At 55.7% G+C, this 18,150-nt stretch carries 15 protein-coding genes; 5 read left to right on the forward strand and 10 right to left on the reverse strand.

Annotation, left to right across the window (positions count from 1 at the left end):
• The first annotated feature begins 528 nt into the window (after positions 1–528).
• Entirely contained in the window at positions 529–3,753 is a 3,225-nt protein-coding gene (gene rne, locus Y017_RS01635; protein ID WP_035458438.1) for a ribonuclease E, read from the forward strand.
• A 101-nt stretch (positions 3,754–3,854) separates the two neighbouring features.
• Here rne and murB read toward each other — a convergent pair whose 3' ends face one another.
• The 8 genes from murB to Y017_RS01675 form a co-directional block, all read right to left on the reverse strand.
• Positions 3,855–4,898 (reverse strand): UDP-N-acetylmuramate dehydrogenase, encoded by a 1,044-nt coding sequence (murB, locus tag Y017_RS01640; RefSeq protein ID WP_051428675.1) that lies wholly within the window; start codon positions 4,896–4,898, stop codon positions 3,855–3,857.
• Positions 4,895–5,368 (reverse strand): low molecular weight protein-tyrosine-phosphatase, encoded by a 474-nt coding sequence (locus Y017_RS01645; protein WP_011588342.1) that lies wholly within the window; start codon positions 5,366–5,368, stop codon positions 4,895–4,897. Before Y017_RS01645 ends, murB begins: the two co-directional genes overlap by 4 nt.
• The gene (kdsB, locus tag Y017_RS01650; RefSeq protein WP_035458440.1) at positions 5,368–6,123 is read right to left on the reverse strand and encodes a 3-deoxy-manno-octulosonate cytidylyltransferase; all 756 of its coding nucleotides are present in this window, start codon (positions 6,121–6,123) and stop codon (positions 5,368–5,370) included. The genes Y017_RS01645 and kdsB overlap by 1 nt, the downstream gene beginning before the upstream one ends.
• Positions 6,124–6,284: 161 nt before the next feature.
• A complete protein-coding gene (gene lpxK / locus Y017_RS01655) occupies positions 6,285–7,268 on the reverse strand; it encodes a tetraacyldisaccharide 4'-kinase (protein ID WP_011588340.1) in 984 nt (327 codons plus the stop codon).
• Between the two features lie 9 nt (positions 7,269–7,277).
• Positions 7,278–9,026, reverse strand: a complete 1,749-nt coding sequence (gene msbA / locus Y017_RS01660; protein WP_035458442.1) for a lipid A export permease/ATP-binding protein MsbA — start codon at positions 9,024–9,026, stop codon at positions 7,278–7,280.
• Positions 9,023–9,448 (reverse strand): biopolymer transporter ExbD, encoded by a 426-nt coding sequence (locus tag Y017_RS01665; RefSeq protein WP_011588338.1) that lies wholly within the window; start codon positions 9,446–9,448, stop codon positions 9,023–9,025. The genes msbA and Y017_RS01665 overlap by 4 nt, the downstream gene beginning before the upstream one ends.
• Positions 9,445–10,074: a MotA/TolQ/ExbB proton channel family protein gene (locus Y017_RS01670; RefSeq protein WP_011588337.1), complete on the reverse strand. Its 630-nt coding sequence runs from the start codon at positions 10,072–10,074 to the stop codon at positions 9,445–9,447. Before Y017_RS01670 ends, Y017_RS01665 begins: the two co-directional genes overlap by 4 nt.
• A 30-nt stretch (positions 10,075–10,104) precedes the next feature.
• Complete coding sequence (locus tag Y017_RS01675) at positions 10,105–12,327, reverse strand: DNA internalization-related competence protein ComEC/Rec2 (RefSeq protein WP_231483328.1); 2,223 nt, start codon at positions 12,325–12,327, stop codon at positions 10,105–10,107.
• A gap of 319 nt (positions 12,328–12,646) precedes the next feature.
• On the opposite strand from Y017_RS01675, the gene Y017_RS01680 reads away from it, so the two are divergent.
• Positions 12,647–13,237: a DUF2062 domain-containing protein gene (locus Y017_RS01680; RefSeq protein WP_011588335.1), complete on the forward strand. Its 591-nt coding sequence runs from the start codon at positions 12,647–12,649 to the stop codon at positions 13,235–13,237.
• On the opposite strand, the gene lolD is transcribed toward Y017_RS01680, so the two are convergent.
• Positions 13,220–13,906 (reverse strand): lipoprotein-releasing ABC transporter ATP-binding protein LolD, encoded by a 687-nt coding sequence (gene lolD / locus Y017_RS01685; protein WP_035458447.1) that lies wholly within the window; start codon positions 13,904–13,906, stop codon positions 13,220–13,222. The genes Y017_RS01680 and lolD overlap by 18 nt on opposite strands.
• Positions 13,899–15,134: a lipoprotein-releasing ABC transporter permease subunit gene (locus tag Y017_RS01690; RefSeq protein WP_035458449.1), complete on the reverse strand. Its 1,236-nt coding sequence runs from the start codon at positions 15,132–15,134 to the stop codon at positions 13,899–13,901. The genes lolD and Y017_RS01690 overlap by 8 nt, the downstream gene beginning before the upstream one ends.
• A 168-nt stretch (positions 15,135–15,302) precedes the next feature.
• Between Y017_RS01690 and Y017_RS14845 the strand changes: the two genes are divergently transcribed.
• The 3 genes from Y017_RS14845 to Y017_RS01705 are packed head-to-tail and all read left to right on the forward strand — an operon-like array spanning position 15,303 to position 18,090.
• Positions 15,303–16,109, forward strand: coding sequence for a hypothetical protein (locus tag Y017_RS14845; RefSeq protein ID WP_051428676.1), 807 nt, complete (start codon positions 15,303–15,305; stop codon positions 16,107–16,109).
• A gap of 41 nt (positions 16,110–16,150) precedes the next feature.
• The gene (locus tag Y017_RS01700) at positions 16,151–17,164 is read left to right on the forward strand and encodes an agmatine deiminase family protein (protein ID WP_035458451.1); all 1,014 of its coding nucleotides are present in this window, start codon (positions 16,151–16,153) and stop codon (positions 17,162–17,164) included.
• A gap of 32 nt (positions 17,165–17,196) precedes the next feature.
• Positions 17,197–18,090 carry a carbon-nitrogen hydrolase gene (locus tag Y017_RS01705; protein WP_035458737.1) on the forward strand — a complete coding sequence of 298 codons (894 nt, stop codon included), beginning with the start codon at positions 17,197–17,199 and terminating at the stop codon, positions 18,088–18,090.
• The last annotated feature ends 60 nt before the right edge of the window (positions 18,091–18,150 follow it).

Here is an 18,150-nt window from a genome sequence, read left to right on the forward strand (position 1 = left end):
TAGTCAAGCGTCGACCTGAAATAGGCAACGGTGACGCGCAGCGAACATTCGCCGTTCGGCCCTCTCCGGCTACAGCCGATGAAGACAGAGCCCGCCACACGGTCACAGAAAAAGCGTCAGGCCCACCTTCCACACGGGAAATACCCTATACGGAACTGGGCTTACGCTGCAGAAGACCCATTTACAGCGCCCGAAAACGGGCCCTGAACATTAACGATGGTGGCCTGCAGCGCTGGTCAAACGACCTGGAAAACAGACAGACAAGAGTTTACACATTGCTGTGTGATGATAACCACGGCAATCGCGTGAAGCATTACAGACTGGCCAACTGCCAGCATGATTACGCACTAAACATTGCACACAACTCGGAGAGCCGCTAACTCAGGCAATACGATCACCAAGGAAAGCGATCCACACGCTCAGCGTGCGCCCGCCCTACCCGTGACATGCCTGCCACAGCACTCCCCTTGGTCTGCTACCGGTTATACCCGGCCCTGCCTCATGCCACCACAAACTTGTGGTAACACCATGAAACGTATGCTTATTAACGCCACTCACCCTGAAGAAGTACGGGTGGCACTGGTCGACGGACAACGTCTGTATGACCTGGATATCGAACACCGCACGCGGGAACAAAAAAAAGCCAACATTTATAAAGGCAAGATCACCCGGGTAGAACCGTCCCTGGAAGCCGCCTTTGTGGATTTTGGCGCAGAGCGCCATGGCTTTCTTCCCCTCAAAGAAATTTCCCGCCAGTACTTCCAAAAAGACCCCAAGGACATCCAGGGCCGCATTAACATCAAGGAAGTCATCAAGGAAGGCCAAGAAGTTATTGTCCAGGTGGCCAAAGAAGAGCGCGGCAACAAAGGCGCCGCCCTCACCACCTTTATTAGCTTGGCGGGTCGCTATTTGGTGCTAATGCCCAATAATCCTCGCGCCGGCGGCATTTCCCGCCGTATCGAAGGGGAAGAGCGGGCTCAGCTGAAAGAAGCCCTAGGCGCCCTGAACATCCCCGACGAAATGGGGGTTATCGTGCGCACCGCTGGGCTGGGCCGCAGTGCTGAGGAATTACAGTGGGACCTGAACTACCTACTGAAACTGTGGACCTCCATCGACGATGCCTCACAGGATCGCAAGGCACCTTTCCTGATCTATCAGGAATCCAACGTTATCATCCGCGCCATTCGTGACTACTTGCGCAAAGATATCGGCGAAGTCCTGATCGATTCCAAGAAAGTTTATGATGAAGCCCAAGGTTTCGTTCAGCAGGTAATGCAGGACTTCCAGCACAAAATCAAACTGTACGACGACGAAACCCCACTGTTCTCCCGTTTCCAGATTGAGTCTCAAATCGAAACCGCCTTTGAGCGGGAAGTGAAGTTACCCTCCGGTGGCTCAATCGTGATCGACCCGACAGAGGCCTTGGTGTCCATCGACATCAACTCCTCACGCGCCACCAAAGGCGCAGACATCGAAGAGACCGCTCTGCAGACCAACCTGGAAGCGGCGGAAGAAATTGCCCGCCAGCTGCGCCTGCGTGATATCGGCGGCCTGATCGTGGTGGATTTCATCGACATGGGCCCGGCACGCAACCAGCGCGACGTGGAAAATCGCATGCGCGATGCCCTGGAAGCAGACCGTGCCCGCATCCAGTTAGGCCGCATCTCCCGGTTTGGTTTATTGGAGCTGTCCCGTCAGCGCCTGCGCCCGAGCCTGGGTGAAACGTCCAGTATCGTTTGTCCGCGTTGTGATGGCCAAGGCCACATCCGTGATGTGAAGTCCCTGGCGCTGAGCATCCTTCGTCTTATCGAAGAAGAAGTGATGAAAGAGCGCACCGGCGAAATCCAAGCCCAAGTACCAGTAGCCGTGGCCACCTACCTACTCAATGAAAAGCGTGATCCGCTACGCGCCATTGAGAAGAACCACAAAGTGCGGGTAGTCATTATCCCCAACCAGAACCTGGACACGCCCCACTTTGAAGTGGAACGCATCCGAGATGACCAAACGTCCACCCAGCTGAGCCATGAGATGGATCTGCTGGAAGGCACCAAGGATGCAGATATTGCTTCCGCTCAAGACACTGAAATTAAAACCCAAGAGCCGGCCGTCAGACTAATGGCACCGGATACTGCCCCGCCGCCGCCCAAACCGGTCGTCGCGGCCCCGACTGCGCAAGTGCAAAATCTGGGATTGCTTGCCCGCCTATTCTCTTGGTTGGCTCAAGTGTTCACCGCCGAACCCAAACCAGCCAAGGCGAAGAAAGACGCCCCCCAACGCAAAAGCGACAACAAGCCTCGCCAGCAACAAAACAATCGTGGCCGTGGCGGCAACAACCGCAACGACAGTAATAACAACGATAACCGCGCTAAGAACGATAACCGCAACAAGCGTGATGGCGGCAAAGCCGGTGATAACGACAATCGCAACACCCGCAACAAGCGTCAAAACGACAAAGATAGCGGTCGCAAGAATGATAACCGTCAAGCGGACAATCGCGCTGCCGACAACCGCAACGATGGCCGAGCCGATACCAAGGATGACGGCAACCGTAACGAGCGCCGTGGTCGCAATGACAACCGTCGTAACAATCGCAACAACGACAGCCGTGGCGAAGGTCGCAATGACAACCGAAACGGTAACCGTAACGACAACAAGCCTGATAGCAAGGTAAGCGAAGGAGCCAAGCCGCGCACCCGTAAACAGGATAACGCCGCTGATGGTGCCGACGGCAAAAGCAGCGACAAGGGCCCGAAAGCCCCCCGCCGCACCGATGCCAAGGACAACCGTCCCTTGCGCGAGCGACAGCGCCCCAACAAAGCTAACAACAGCGATGGTGGCGTAGCTCAACCGGCCAAAGCTCAGCGCACTGCGGCCCCTAAGCCGCCACGCAACGAACAGCCGGCACCAGTGGATGACGAAGGTCACCCGGCGACCAAGCTGGTACCGGCGCAGGAACCTTCCGCACAAGCGAAGCGCGACGATACCCCCAAAAAGGCAGCGACAGACAAGACGGCACCGCTCAACGAGCAATCACCCGTTACCAACCAACCGCAAGCCGCAGCTGAACCGAAGCAGGAACAAACCGTTGCTCCGGCCAAGGTACAGCAACCTGCTGCTGAACAACCGCCCGTCACCAAAGCCCCGGTTGCGCAAACCACCGCCGCACCAAAAGTCGAGGACGACAAACCCGCCAGCGCTCAGCCCACAGCCAGCGACACCACCACCGCTGCTCCGGCGCAGGAACAACCGACCCCGACCGCCGACAGCACGCCTCAGCAGCCCAAAGCTGATACCCCCAAAGCGGCCAGCACTGACGACAAGCCGGCGCCCTCTGCGCCACAGCAAGCGGCAACCACCAACGCCGCTCCAGTAGCCGCTCAACCGGCAACAGCCGCACCGACCCAAACTCCAGCTCCGGCCAAGCCAGCTGAAGAAAATAAGTCAGAGGAAAAACCGGTCACCGCCGAGCCGGCAGCACCAAGCCGTGCCAGCAATGACCCGCGCTCTCCAGGCTACAAACCTACCCCTTCCGCTCCGGCGCCCAAGGTAGAAGAAAAGCCCAAACCGACACCGGCCAGCAATGAGCTACCCAGCCGTGCCACCGAAGTGAAAGCCGTCAAAGCAGAAGCTAAGCCGGCCGCCGCGGAACAGGGCCGAGCCAGCAACGACCCGCGCCAACGCCGCCGTGAGCAGCTCGCTGCTCAGGAAGCCGCTGCCAAGGCGCAACAAACGGAATCTCCTTCAGACGACTGAGGAAATCCCACCCACAAAAAAGCCCGCTTTATAGCGGGCTTTTTTGTGGGTCCATTCTTTGCTCCAGCTATAATATGCTGGAATTAACCACCGCCATGCCTCTATGGCAACAACACGGGCTCCTGTTCTAGCGCAACACCAAATTTCTCCTGCACATCAGCACACACAGCCTCTGCCAACGCAATGACATCCGCACTGGTAGCATTACCGTGATTGACCAACACCAGCGCTTGCTCGCTATGCATACCAACTGGTCCCAACCGTTTTCCCTTCCAGCCGACCTGCTCGATTAACCATCCTGCTGCCAGCTTCACACCATCCGGTTGCGTATACGCCACCAAATCCGCAAAGCGCCTCTTTAACGCATCCCCCCGCTCTTTTGTTACCACCGGGTTTTTAAAAAAACTCCCTGCGTTAGCCAACACATCAGGAGCCGGCAACTTACTCTGGCGCACCGCAATCACATGCTCGCGAACCGCGGCGGGGAGAATATCTGCTTGCGACAAGTGCCCAAAGCGGGCCTTAAGCGGCCCGTAACTCACATTACACTGCGGCATTTTATTCAGACGCAGCTCAATGCCGGTAATGATATAACGGCCACGGTCTCGGCTTTTGAAACGGCTATCGCGATAAGCAAATTCACATTCATTGCCAGCAAAGTGCGTTACTTGAGCGGTAACCACATCCATCACCGTCACCTGCTCAAGCAACTGTGACAGCTCTACACCATAGGCGCCAATATTCTGAAAAGGCGCAGCCCCTACCGTGCCGGGAATCAGAGATAAGTTTTCCAACCCCTGCCAACCCTGCTCCACGGTCCAGGCCACCAAATCATCCCAATGCACACCCGCGCCCGCAGCGACCCACACATGCGTATTATCTTGCTTAACCAGGGACATGCCATCGATTGCTAAGCTTAACGTCAAGCCCGGCAGATCAGAGCAAATCACCAAATTACTGCCTTCGCCGATCACAAAAAGCGGCTCAGCCGGATTTCGCTCTGCCAAGACCTGAGACAACGCATCCAAAGTAGTCGGACGAGCTAAACGTTGAGCCCGGGCCGGCAGGCCTAGGGTGTTCAGCCCCGTCAAATCCGCATCATCGATCTGTGTGAAAGTGTGGGTTGGTGGTACCGACTCGCTCACAGCTGCTCCCGCACACGGCGCAACAATCCATCGGCACCCTCTTCAATCAAGTCCAACACCGTGTCGAAACCGTCTTCGCCGCCATAATAAGGATCGGGTACTTCCTGCACCCCAGTGTGGTCTGCAAAATCCAAAAACCGCGCGAGAGTTCCTTGGTACGATGCCGGGCGCATAACCTCAAGATCCGCCAGGTTGGCGTTATCCATGGCCAACACCCAATCAAAGTTGGCAAAGTCCGCAGGACTGACCTGCCGTGCTCGCAAAGCCGCCATTGAATATCCTCGCCGCAAAGCCGCCTCTTGAGTACGCGGGTCCGGCGCCTTACCGATATGCCAATCACCGGTTCCAACGCTATCTATGTGAATACGGTCCTCAAGCCCAGCTGCCTTCACTCGCGTCCGAAAAACCACTTCAGCGGTAGGCGAACGGCAAATATTCCCGAGACAAACAAATAACACAGACACGCTCATTATTGGCCTCCCAGCTGGGCTCGCAAACGTTCAAGATCCGTCTGTGTATCCACACCGCCAGGAACCACTTCACAGGCAGGCTCCACATGAATCGCTACCCCATTGGCCATAGCGCGGAGCTGCTCCAAAGACTCCAGCTTCTCCAGTGTCGCCGGCTGCCATTGCACATACTGATGCAAAAAAGCTACCCGATATGCATAAATGCCGATATGCCTCCACCACTGCCCACCCGACAAATCTTGTTGGCCATCGGCAAAGGCATCACGGTGCCAAGGCACCGGCGCTCGGGAAAAATATAATGCCTTGCCCCTATTATCGAAGACGGCTTTCACCACATTAGGATTAAATAGGTGATCAGAATTTTCGATGGCTTCACACAGGGTCGCCATCTGGCAGTCCGGGTTCGCCGCCAGGTTTGCCGCCACTTGATTGATCACCGCAGGGGGGATTAACGGCTCGTCACCCTGTACATTGACGATAATGTCGTCGTCGGCCAAGGCAAGTTTTGTAGCCACCTCTTGAAGACGATCTGTCCCAGAAGGATGATCCTCCCGCGTCATAACCACGGGCACGGTGTCACCCAGCACATCGGCAATACGACGATCGTCGGTAGCCACATAAATCTGATCAGCATCACTTTGCTGGCAGCGCTGCGCCACCCGCTCCACCATGGTTTTCCCGGCAATATCCGCCAACGGCTTGCCCGGCAAACGGGTAGACGCATACCGTGCCGGCACAACTACGTAAAAGCTCATTGAAACCTCGTCATTATCACAAGCTCCAAGCATTAAGCCACAACACTCGCAAAGGCCTATCGTTTCTTAAGCTTCGTGGGTCTCGCCCAAGGATTGAGCACGGACTGCGTACTTCAAATTAAAAACAAAAGCTAAGGCCCATTGCAGCATGAAGCTTGTCGCTATTCTTTTCCTAGCGCTCGGTCGAGCATCTGGTCCAGCAAGCCTTCCGGCAAACTCGCAGTGACCGGAACAAACCACCAGTGGGGCTCGGCGAAAGGTGCGCACTTCACCGCATCCTTTTCCGTCATCAAAACCGGCAACCCATCAGTAAATGCCAGATCCGCCGGCTGGTAGGCATGATGATCAGGGAAAACGTGAGGCGTGGCACTTAGACCGAGAATACTGAGCAGGTTAAAAAACCGCTTGGGATTACCGATACCGGCGACCGCATGAACCTGGGGATGAAGACGCAGAAAATCATCAGGCGTCAGGGTACGGTTATCGGCCAGACAGGTGACCCCTGAAGGGCGCATAATCATCGGATAAGCCCCGGCCCAGCCACCGCCAGTGCTGATAACGAAATCCACTTCCTTGAGCCTGGTGGCAGGCTCTCTTAATGGCCCCTCCGGCAAACAACGCCCATTACCCAGACCGCGTTGAGCATCCACGACCACCACTTCGGCGCTGCGCGGCAGGGCATAATGCTGCAAGCCATCATCGCTGATCACCAAATCCGGGGCGTATTCACGGATAGCCACATCCAGGGCATTACGACGATCAGGATCCAGCACCACCGGAACGCCCGTACGGCGAGCAATCAACACAGGTTCATCGCCCATATCCAAGGCATCGCTGCTAGCGGTTACATGCTGAGGGTAATGGTTAGTTTTACCCGCAAACCCGCGCGATACGACTGCTACCTTTAATCCCCTGGAGCGGGCAGCCTCTACCAGAGCGATTACCAACGGGGTTTTGCCTGTCCCCCCCACAGTGATATTACCCACCACCAATACCGGCACAGGAGGACGCGGTCGCTGTTTTCTGAACCGTTGTAGCCGGCGCCTAGCTTCAAACGACACCAGTGCCGACAAAGGCCGTAGTGGAACCAGCCAGGGACTGCCCTTATACCAACCCTGTTGAACCCATTCGCTCAGTGACCCCATGTCGCCCGATTACTCCTCGGAAAAGTTCATCCGGTACATTTGCGTATACAGCCCGTTTTTTTCCAGTAATTGCTGGTGGGAACCCTGCTCAATCAACTGGCCTTGATCAAGCACCATAATGCGGTCCGCTTTTTCAATGGTAGACAGGCGATGGGCAATGACCAAGGTAGTGCGGCCTTGCATCACCTGCTCCAGCGCCTGCTGGATATGGTGTTCGGACTCAGAGTCCAGTGCACTGGTCGCTTCGTCAAGAATCAAAACCGGGGCATCCTTGAGCAACGCCCGCGCAATCGCAATGCGCTGACGCTGACCACCGGACAATTGCACACCGTCTTGGCCCAACAAGGTATCCAAGCCATGTTCAAGCTGCTCAATAAAGGACCAGGCATGGGCGTCCTTTGCCGCTTTTATGATGGACGCATCGTCTGAGCTGCGTAGCTCACCGTAGGCAATATTGTTACGCACGCTGTCGTTAAACAGAACAACTCGCTGACTCACCATCGCAATCTGGTTTCTCAACTCGCTCAGCTGATACTCCTGCAAGGGAATACCATCAAGTAAAATACGGCCTTGGTCTGGATCAAAAAAGCGCGGCAGCATCGCGCTAATGGTACTTTTACCTGCTCCGGAGCGCCCCACCAGCGCCACAGTTTCCCCGGCCTTGATCGAAAAGTTGAGCTGACGCACCACCGGTGAGGCCGGATCATAACCAAAGCTCACCCCTTCAAAGTCGATATTGCCGTCAACCTTGGTCGCTACAGTATAGGTACCCGTATCCGTTTCCTGCTCAGTATCAAGCAGCTCAAACAGACTGGCAGCACCGGTGACACCGCGCTGAACCTTCACATTCACATCCGTGAGCTGCTTGAGCGGTTTTTGGATCATGCCGGCAGCGGTGATATAAGACAGAAAGCCCCCCACCGTAAGATCTTCACCCATCAGGTGAATATACAAATAAGTAATGAAGCCAATGCCCACCGCCACAAACAATTGCACGATCACCGTGCTTGCGATCTTGCTAGCGTTGAGTTTCACGTTCTGTTTGGCAAAGCTACGACTTACGTTATGAAAACGGTCTGCCTCCTGAGCCTGGCCACCAAAAATTTTCACCTCGCCACTGCCTTCAATGGCCTCACCCAAAAAGTGAGTAATGTTAGCCATGGAAGACTGAATACGACGGCTAATTTTCCTGAACCGTTTACTGGTGATATTCATCACCAGTGCAATCAGAGGAACCACTGTCACCAGAATTAACGTCAGCTTCCAGTTCTGCCATAGCAGAAAACTGAACAGCCCTATCACCGTCAGACCTTCGCGAATAATCACGATGATTGCATCCGTACCGGCACTGGTGACCTGCTGGGCATCGAAGATAATCTTCGACATGATGCGCCCGGAAGCGTTGCGATGGTATTCCGACTGGGGAAGTTTCAGAACATGCTCGAACACATCATTGCGCAATACGTAGACGATTTGTTGAGCTACCCAGTTCATGGAATAACTGCCCATGAACTGGCCAAGCCCTTGGAAGAGCACCAGCACTAAAGGAGCAATAGAGACGATCAAGACCCGCGCATCCGTTGGGTTAACAATGGTATCCCCAAGATACCCTGCCAGCTGGGCAGCCCCGGCTTGCGCGCCGGCATATAACGCATAGCCAATAACGCTGATAACCAGCATAAACCAGTAAGGACGAACATAACTCAGTAGCCGCTTGTAGGTTGGCCACACGTCCTCAGGGGGAATAGGTTGACTCATTGTGCCTCGTTAGGAGATTCGCGAGTGGTGAGCGATAGCTTAACAAAACCCAGTTGCCCGGCCACGTCATAAACACGCACGACCGCTTGATAGGCCACATTGGCATCCGCGTAAATTTGTAAGGGGTAGTTCACTTTATCCTGGCCTAGCCGTAACAATGCAGTGCGTAGGCTATTGCTGTCACTGGCAGTAAGCCTCTCACCGTTCACCAAGTAATCGCCGGTGGAGGTAATGGTCACTTCAACCTGATCATTTATCTGCGCTAAGGGAACCCCGTCCGCTTCCGGCAGGGTAATCGACAGTTGCGTTTTATCATCGAACGTCGTCGATACCATGAAAAAAATTAGCAGCAAAAACACCACATCAATCAAAGGTGTTAGGTTAACGCTAATTTCCTCCTGGCTGGGCCGGGGAAATTTCACGCCTTGTCCCCCGGTTCTGCCTCACGATCACCGTGCACCAGATCCACCACGTGAACAGCGCTTTGCTCCAACTCAACAGTGATTTCTTCCACCCGACGTACAAAGAAGCGATGAAAGAAAATGGCCGGAATCGCTACAACCAAGCCCGCAGCAGTGGTCAACAATGCTTGAGAAATACCGCCAGCCAACTGTGCCGCATCACCGGTACCGTGGATCATGATGGCCGCAAACACATCGATCATCCCGACCACGGTACCAAGCAACCCTAGCAATGGGGTAATGGCCGCAATAGACCCCAGCGTGCTGAGAAATTTTTCCAGTTCATGCACCACTCCCGTGGCACTTTCCTGAATACTTTCTTTCATGATTTCGCGACCATGTCGGGCATTGGCCAAGCCAGTGGCCAGAATACGCCCTAGCGGTGAGCTGTCACGCAATTTTACCAGGTTGCTCTCGTTGAGCAGACCGCGCTTGAGCAACGCCTGCACTTGGGGCACGGTGTCCGCCGGTGCCAATTTACTGGGCCGCAAGGTCCAGAAGCGCTCTACCACAATAGCCAACGCCACCACCGAACAGATCAAGATCGGAAGCATCATCCAGCCTCCGGACTGCACAAGATCCTGCACCTTAACTTCTCCCCATTCGCACAAATCACATTACCAGAGACGCCAAACGGCCGGCCCATGCCAAGGCCGGGCATACGCTTGCCGCCATTTTGTTATAAGCCGGCCATTATCTGCGCCCCCCTGCCGAAACACAATCATGCCATCTCTGTCGGTACGCAGAACGGTGATGCCAGCGCTATCCAGCCGACCCAACACCGCTGGATGAGGATGATTAAACCGGTTCCGGTAACCCGCACTGACGATAGCAAAGCGCGGCTGTAACTGCCGCAGTAGCGCGGCGCTAGTACTGGACTGACTTCCATGGTGCCCCAACACCAGCAGGTCCACCGAAGGCAACGTTCCAAGCAAATGATATTCCTGCTGAACGCCAATATCGCCGGGCAGCAACACGGACCCAAAGGGGCCATCGACATGCAATACACAACTGGCCGCATTACTCTTTAGACCCGTTTCTCGGGGCCACAGTACCGTGAACGAGACGCCATCCCACGACCAACGATCCCCCGCCCGACAAAAATGGCTACCGGGTACTCGATGCGGCTCACCACTGAATAAGGCAACCGCAGACGGCAAGTCTAGCAAGCCACCAGCATGATCATTGTCACCATGACTAATCAGCATGCGATCCACCTTCTGCCCCGTGACAGACAGCCACGGTGATATGCTCTGTGCCGCAACACTGCCACCCGGCCAGGACGGCCCAGCGTCATAGATCAGCAAATGCTCGCGGGTTCGTATTGCCACCGCTAGCCCCTGCCCCACATCGAAAGCGGTCAGCGACCACTCCCCCGACGCCAGAGGCTCTGGTTGCTGTGTCAGCCAGGGTAATAGACAGAACGGCAACAATCGTCTGGGAAAAGGAACAAATGGCATCAGCAGAAGCATCAAGCCAAACATCAACACAATGCCCGACACTGTAGAAGGAAGCATGAGCCATGACGGTATCCCCTGGTTCGCCAACCAAGTCATCACCCACACAGACAATTCCACGCCTGTCGCAGCCGCTTGCAGCAACCAAGTTTGGTCCAGCAACGCCCCGAGCAAGGCTGCCGGGATGACCAACACAGTGTATAAGGGAACCAATATAAGATTGGCCAGCGGTGCGCTGGGTGTCCATTGATGAAACAACCCAGCGCTGGCCATCGTCATTACCACAGGCAGCAGTATGATTAACCGCCAAGAACCATGACTGCGGGTTAACATGGCAATAAATGCCACCGCCCCGAAGGATAACCACAGGCTTTCTGACAGCGCCGCCAACGGCATGATCATGAGTACCACCAGCAAGGCCAACGCCAATGCTCGCCCCAGCGAAATCGGCACTCGCCACCACTGCGCCAACGCCACCACTATCAGCATGACCAATGCCCGCACCGTAGGAAGGCTAAATCCCGCCAATGCGGCATACCCCGTTGCCGCTAATAGAGCTGGCACCCAAGCCAGATGCTGCTGAGAGTATCGCCGCAATACCGGCATCAACGCCTGAAGAACCGGGGCAAACACCACCCGGCCCAACCACCAGAACCAGCCGGCCACAATAGCGATATGCAGGCCGGAAATAGCCAATAGATGGGCGCCTCCCGTTACCTGGAAGGCTTGCCACAGCGAAGCCTCCAGCCCGGAGCGATTGCCAACGATCAGAGCAGGAAGTACTGCTTGGCCTAGGGGCGAACCACTGACCCGCTCCTCCACACGGTAAGACAACTGCTCACGCCAGGCAGCAATACCGCGGTTATTCCCCTCCACTGATATCTGCTTAAGGGTACCGCGGGCATCTATCCCCGCGGAGAGGTCAGAACGGCTGCGATCAGGACCGAAGCGGTTGTACAGGCCACGCGGCACCTTCAGTTCCGCCGTTAGCCTCACCCGATCGCCCGCACTCAGCAGCACAGGCGGCGCATAGCTATTAAGCACGACTTGGTGCTTTCCAGGCCACTCCTCGCTTCCCCACACCAAAAAAAGTATTTGCTGGCGCCATTGCCAGCGACCAAAACGAAACTCACGATGAGTCACCGGGACATCCACTACTTCGCCCTGCAGGCTAACTACGGCCCGATCCTGATCAGCGGGCAGACGCTTTATCAATCCTATATTCAGCTGCCAAACGCCAAAACCGTAACCAATTATTAACCACACAAGCCACAGGGCCCGACAGCGCCACATCCCAGCCGCTGCAACAACCGCTAACACCAGTAGTGGCCACAATACACCCAGCCAGCAACCCGCCACGATAGCGGCGGTCGTTAACCACATTCGCATCCTTGCTCCGCGGTTTTATCTATCACAACCCCATGTAAACGGCGAAATCAGCGCTGCTATAGGAACAACAATTCCTTTCCTCGCCTTTGTGGGAGTATGCCTTCTTTAATGATGCGGGCATAATAGCGCCCGCGGGAACAAGAAGAGATCACCCATATCTTCTTAATCCCACTTTTTCCCGGCGATGTCAGGCTCGAACGTACCGGGCATAGTACCAAACTGGTAGAGTGCCTTCATCGGCAGCCAGATACCGCTGTCATGAAAGCACCGGGGCTACACATGTGCTCCCGATCCAGCCAGTAGATGCGAGTTAATGCCAAAACGGATATTCCGCAAATACCTGCCAACACCCGAACGTATTCGACAAACCAAGTCGTTGAGTTTTCTCGGGGAAGTGCTATCGGACCCAAACCTTTGGCACATTAACCGTCGTTCACTGGCCGGCGCAGCCTTTATCGGTATCTTCTCCGGCCTGTTACCTATCCCCCTGCAAATGGGGTTGGCCGCCCTGTTGGCGGTGCGCTTCCACTGCAACCTGCCGCTTTCGATTATGCTGGTATGGATTTCCAATCCAGTGACTTATGTGCCGATTTTCTATTTCACCTACCGCATTGGCGCCTGGCTGCTGGGAATGCCGCCCCACAGCGGTGAAGGCATCACCGTCGCCTGGTTTGTGGAACAGCTCATCCCATTATGGGTAGGTTCAATGCTATGCGCATTCGGGTTTGGCGGATTAGCGTACATGGCAGTAAAAGTCAGCTGGCGGCTAGCTGTAATTCGAAGTTGGAATCTACGCGCGCACCGGCGCGCACGGGCTCAGCGCCGTGACGCGCGATTAGAAGCCAAAGAAGAGAAAAAAAACGAAACCAACGAGCCTCGCGGCGGTTCAGAGCCGCCGCAGTAACCCATCGTGTAGCTCGTATTGTTGCGGGCAGCGGGCGGCAAACTCCCTGTCGTGGGTCACGATCATGAACGCCGTGCCCAGTTTTTCATTTAATTCGATCATCAGGGCTTGCACCTGCGCTGCCGTTCGCTCATCCAGGTTACCGGTGGGCTCATCTGCCATTACCAGCGCAGGCTCTGTCACCAGTGCACGAGCAATGGCCACCCGCTGACGCTCACCACCGCTTAACGCCGAAGGCTTGTGTTTGAGACGGGGGCCCAGCCCCACCCGCTCAAGAATCTCGGCGGAACGAGCCTGACAATCCGACGGCTTGTCTCCACGGATCAATAATGGCATAGCCACATTTTCCAGCGCGGTAAACTCAGGCAGAAGATGGTGAAACTGGTAGACGAATCCCAAGTAGCGGTTACGTAGTCGACCGGTTTCCCGGTCGTTCAACGAGGCCACTGAGGTACCCGCAATGGCCACAGAACCTCGGGTCGCATGATCAAGCCCACCCAATAGATTCAACAAGGTGGATTTGCCAGAACCGGAGGCACCAATAATCGCCAGGATGTCGCCTTTATTTACGGTCAACTCCACACCGCGCAATACTTCCAGCTCGTTGTCACCCTCTTCATAAGCCTTGACCAGCTTCTTTGCTTGCAGAACAGGCGTTGAATTATTCATAGCGCAACGCCTCTGCCGGTTGCACCCGGCTGGCACGCCAGGAAGGATAAAGGGTGGCCGAAAAGCTGATAAACAATGCGATACTTACAATAGTGCCCACATCAGACCACTGCAGCTCGGACGGCAGATAATTCACAAAATAGGCATCAAATAAACGAGTGTTAAAGGTTTTTTCCACCCACTCAGCAATATTGCTCACATTGGTGGCCAGCAACACACCCAGCACCGTACCTAACAACGTCCCGGCCACACCAATCAAGGTACCTTGCACCATGAAAATACGCATGATGGTGCCCGGTGAGGCTCCCAACGTACGCAATACCGCAATATTGCCGCGTTTCTCGGTCACCAACATGACCTGGCTGGATATGATGTTGAAGGCCGCCACCGCCACAATAAAACTAAGCAATAGCGTCATCATGGTTTTTTCCATCTTGATGGCTTGGAAAAGGTTACCGTGGCTTCTCGTCCAGTCACTAGTGTAATAATTCGGCCCCAGTTCCTGCTGTAGCGTCCAACCCAGATTCGATGCACTGAACAGATCATTCAGTTTCAACCGCACGCCCTGCACCGTGCCCGCCTGACGGGCCAGCTTGGCCGCATCCGCCACATTCACATAGGCATACAGGGAATCCACTTCCGCCCGCACCCGGAAAATACCGGTAACGGTAAAGCGCTTAAATCGGGGCATCACCCCTGCGGGTGAAATGGTGGCCTCCGGCAGCACCAGGGTTATCTTGTCCCCCAACTGCGCATCCAACCGCCGTGCCAAGCCATAGCCCAGTACCACATCGAATTCACCTGACTCTAAGCTATCCAGCTCGCCTTGGTGCATAAAGTCACCAACGATGGACACCTTTCGCTCGGCCTCCGGGTCAATCCCGTTAATTAACGCTCCGGCCACATTGCCACGGTGAGTTAGCATGCCTTCAAGCTGCACAAACGGCGCGACCGCTTCAATCTGGTCGTGGTGATCCAACCGGTTGGCCAACGCCTGCCAATCCTGTACTGGCTCGCGGCCATGCACAGACAGATGCGTCACCATGCCCAAAATGCGGGTCTGCAACTCACGATCAAAGCCATTCATGACTGAAAGCACCGTTATCAGCACCGCTACGCCCAACATCAGGCCTAGTGCCGAAATCAGTGTAATCACCGAAATAAAACTGTTGCGGGCACGGGCGCCGGTATAGCGCAGCCCCACATAGAAAGATAGTGGTCGAAACATGCAGCGCATTTAACCCGAAACCCGAGGCAAATACTACGCCCACCGGCACAAACGCCTCGGCACGCCGCTTTGTGATCGGTGTCAGCGTTCACCAGCTAGCAAAATGGTTGAATAAGCCTACCTAACTTTCTAATACTGAAAGAAAATAAAATATTTCTGGGGGAAGAAATGAAGATAAGAATAATACCGATGCTGGCTTCAGCAGCGCTGGTCATATCCACTGTCTCACTGGCAGCCGATGTTCCCCAGCGTGGCATGTCCCAATCTCAGGTTCGAGCTCAATTTAGTGCCCCCAACCAAAGTAAAGGGCCAGTGGGCAGCCCGGCCATCACCCGCTGGGATTACGACGGATTTACTGTTTACTTCGAAAACAATACCACTCTGCACACCGTGGTTAATCGCCCGGCGAATACGGCAACAGACCCAGTCTCTGGCCAACAAGTCGATGCCCTGCCCTCTATTCAAGAAAAAGCGGCCACACAACCCAGCACACCGGCCGACAATGCGTTCGAACCCACTACGGCTCCCCCCGCAGCGCCAGAAGCTCCTACAGCTCCCTCCACACCAGAAACCACCAAGCCAGCAGAAAGTCCGGCTCAAACCGGCCCTAACCCCGAAACACCGACGACACCAAACACTGAAGGCGAGTTTCGCTTCGACCCGGTAACCGGTCGCATCATCATCGCCGGTGAAGACACACAAAAGCAGGCGGCAAAAAAGCAAGCCGATAGCATGAAACAAGAGGCACGACAGTCCGCTAATCAAGCCAGAGAGTCGGCCGACCAGGCCGCTGAAGACACTCAGGGCAAGGCCCAGAACACTGTAGACGAAGCCAGCAAAAACGTGGGGGCGGCCCAGGCTCAGGCCCAACAGGAAGCAACAAAGCAAACCGACCAGGCGGAGCAAGCCGCTCAGGACGTCAATGACGCCGCCGATGGCGGTGGTTTCTATATTGACTGGGGCGCACGCCAGTAGCACACTCGCGCGCATAGCCAACCCTGCGGACCCTCTTCGCTATGCGCCAACTTCTTCCTGAATGGCACCCCCAATGGGGGGTGTTACTCGCCTGGCCCGACGCCCAAACCGATTGGGCCGATCACTTGGCCGATGCCGAAACCTGTTACCTGAATATCCTCGCTGCTCTACTCGACCACGAGCATGTATTGATGGTGTGTCGTAACGCGCAAACCCATGCGCATATTCACGCGCAAGTCGCGGCCCGGGGCATCGACCCGCAACGCCTACAATTGGTGATCGCAGATTACAACGATACCTGGGCCCGGGATTTTGGCCCCATCGCCATCCATGAAGACGGCAAAACCCTGCTGCTGGATTACACCTTTACGGGCTGGGGCGGCAAGTTCGCCGCCGACAAGGACAATGCACTCAACGCACAATTGCCCTGGCAACTCCCCCTACGAAGCCACGCTCTAGTGCTCGAAGGCGGCGCCCTCGATACCGACGGCAAGGGCAACCTACTGACCACCCGCCACTGCCTGCGTAACCCCAATCGCAACCCGGATCTTTCAGAAGCGGAACTCACGGCACAGTTGAAAGAGCAGCTGGGCGTCAGCGATATCTGGTGGCTGGATCATGGCGAACTGGACGGTGACGATACCGACGCCCACGTGGATACCCTGGGCCGTTTTGTGGACGAGAAAACGCTGGCCTATGTGCAATGTCAGGACCCCACTGACAGCCACTACCCGACCCTCGCTGCCATGGAGCTGGAGCTGCAACGGCTAGCGGATCAACATGATTTAACCCTGGTGCCGCTGGCACTGCCCTCTGCCCAATATTGCCGCGAAGGTGAAAGGCTGCCGGCCACCTATGCCAACTTCCTTATCACCAACGAAAAAATCTTGCTGCCAGTCTATGGCTGCGATACGGATCAACAAGCTCTCAGTGCTCTACAATCCGTTGCTGGCTCACGGTGCGTGGAAGCCATCAACTGCCGGGTATTGATCGAACAGCACGGCAGCCTGCACTGTGTCACCATGCAGTTACCGCAAGGCGCCCTGTCAGCATGACGCACGCCACCACCGCACAGAGGAAAACGCCCATGCGTGTTGCCGTTATTCAACAGACCAACACCGCCGACCTGCAAGCCAACCTGGACCACTCCCTGTCACTGGTCCGCGATGCCGCCGCTCAGGGCGCGGAACTGGTGCTATTGCAGGAGCTGCACCGCAGCCTGTATTTCTGCCAAACCGAAGACACCAGCGTGTTTGATCTGGCAGAAACCATTCCCGGCCCCAGCACAGAGACCCTTGGCGAACTGGCCAAAGAGCTTGGCATTGTTATTGTCGGCAGCCTGTTCGAAAAGCGCGCCCCCGGCCTGTATCACAACACTGCAGTCGTTCTGGAAAAAGATGGCAGCTTGGCGGGCATCTACCGCAAAATGCACATCCCTGATGACCCGGGCTTCTACGAAAAATTCTACTTTACCCCCGGCGATGCCAACTGCAACGACGGCCGCAGCGGTTTCACCCCCATCGACACCAGCGTGGGCAAACTAGGATTGCTGGTATGTTGGGATCAATGGTATCCAGAAGCGGCTCGCCTGATGGCCCTGGCCGGTGCCGACCTGCTGCTCTACCCCACCGCCATCGGTTGGGATCGCACGGATGAACAAGACGAGCAACAACGCCAGCTAGACGCTTGGATCACGATTCAGCGGGCCCATGGCATCGCCAACGGCCTACCCGTATTGGTGGCCAACCGCTGTGGTTTTGAACAAAGTCCGGCGGACGAGAGTGGCATTCAGTTCTGGGGAAATAGCTTTATCTGTGGGCCACAGGGCGAATTCCTCGCCCAAGCCAACAGCAATAACGAGCAGGTACTGCTCGCCGATGTAGACTTGCAGCGCAGCGAATCCGTCCGCCGCATCTGGCCTTATCTGCGTGACCGGCGTGTGGATGCTTATGATGACCTGGGCAAGCGTTTTCGAGACTGACGTTAACCGCAAACGGCCATTCTCACGCCAGCGTGGGCGAAACCGTGACCGGGTAACGTA

It is taken from the genome of Alcanivorax sp. 97CO-5, from assembly GCF_000524665.1.
In the GTDB taxonomy this organism is placed as follows: Bacteria; Pseudomonadota; Gammaproteobacteria; order Pseudomonadales; family Alcanivoracaceae; genus Alcanivorax; species Alcanivorax borkumensis.

What these genes read in the sequence shown, in the direction of transcription:
- rne (WP_035458438.1), top strand. Translation starts at nt 529, where the DNA reads ATGAAACGTATGCTTATTAACGCCACTCACCCTGAAGAAGTACGGGTG.
- Y017_RS01645 (WP_011588342.1), bottom strand. Translation starts at nt 5,368, where the DNA reads ATGAGCGTGTCTGTGTTATTTGTTTGTCTCGGGAATATTTGCCGTTCG.
- kdsB (WP_035458440.1), bottom strand. Translation starts at nt 6,123, where the DNA reads ATGAGCTTTTACGTAGTTGTGCCGGCACGGTATGCGTCTACCCGTTTG.
- lpxK (WP_011588340.1), bottom strand. Translation starts at nt 7,268, where the DNA reads ATGGGGTCACTGAGCGAATGGGTTCAACAGGGTTGGTATAAGGGCAGT.
- msbA (WP_035458442.1), bottom strand. Translation starts at nt 9,026, where the DNA reads ATGAGTCAACCTATTCCCCCTGAGGACGTGTGGCCAACCTACAAGCGG.
- Y017_RS01675 (WP_231483328.1), bottom strand. Translation starts at nt 12,327, where the DNA reads ATGTGGTTAACGACCGCCGCTATCGTGGCGGGTTGCTGGCTGGGTGTA.
- Y017_RS01680 (WP_011588335.1), top strand. Translation starts at nt 12,647, where the DNA reads ATGCCAAAACGGATATTCCGCAAATACCTGCCAACACCCGAACGTATT.
- lolD (WP_035458447.1), bottom strand. Translation starts at nt 13,906, where the DNA reads ATGAATAATTCAACGCCTGTTCTGCAAGCAAAGAAGCTGGTCAAGGCT.
- Y017_RS01690 (WP_035458449.1), bottom strand. Translation starts at nt 15,134, where the DNA reads ATGTTTCGACCACTATCTTTCTATGTGGGGCTGCGCTATACCGGCGCC.
- Y017_RS14845 (WP_051428676.1), top strand. Translation starts at nt 15,303, where the DNA reads ATGAAGATAAGAATAATACCGATGCTGGCTTCAGCAGCGCTGGTCATA.
- Y017_RS01700 (WP_035458451.1), top strand. Translation starts at nt 16,151, where the DNA reads ATGCGCCAACTTCTTCCTGAATGGCACCCCCAATGGGGGGTGTTACTC.
- Y017_RS01705 (WP_035458737.1), top strand. Translation starts at nt 17,197, where the DNA reads ATGCGTGTTGCCGTTATTCAACAGACCAACACCGCCGACCTGCAAGCC.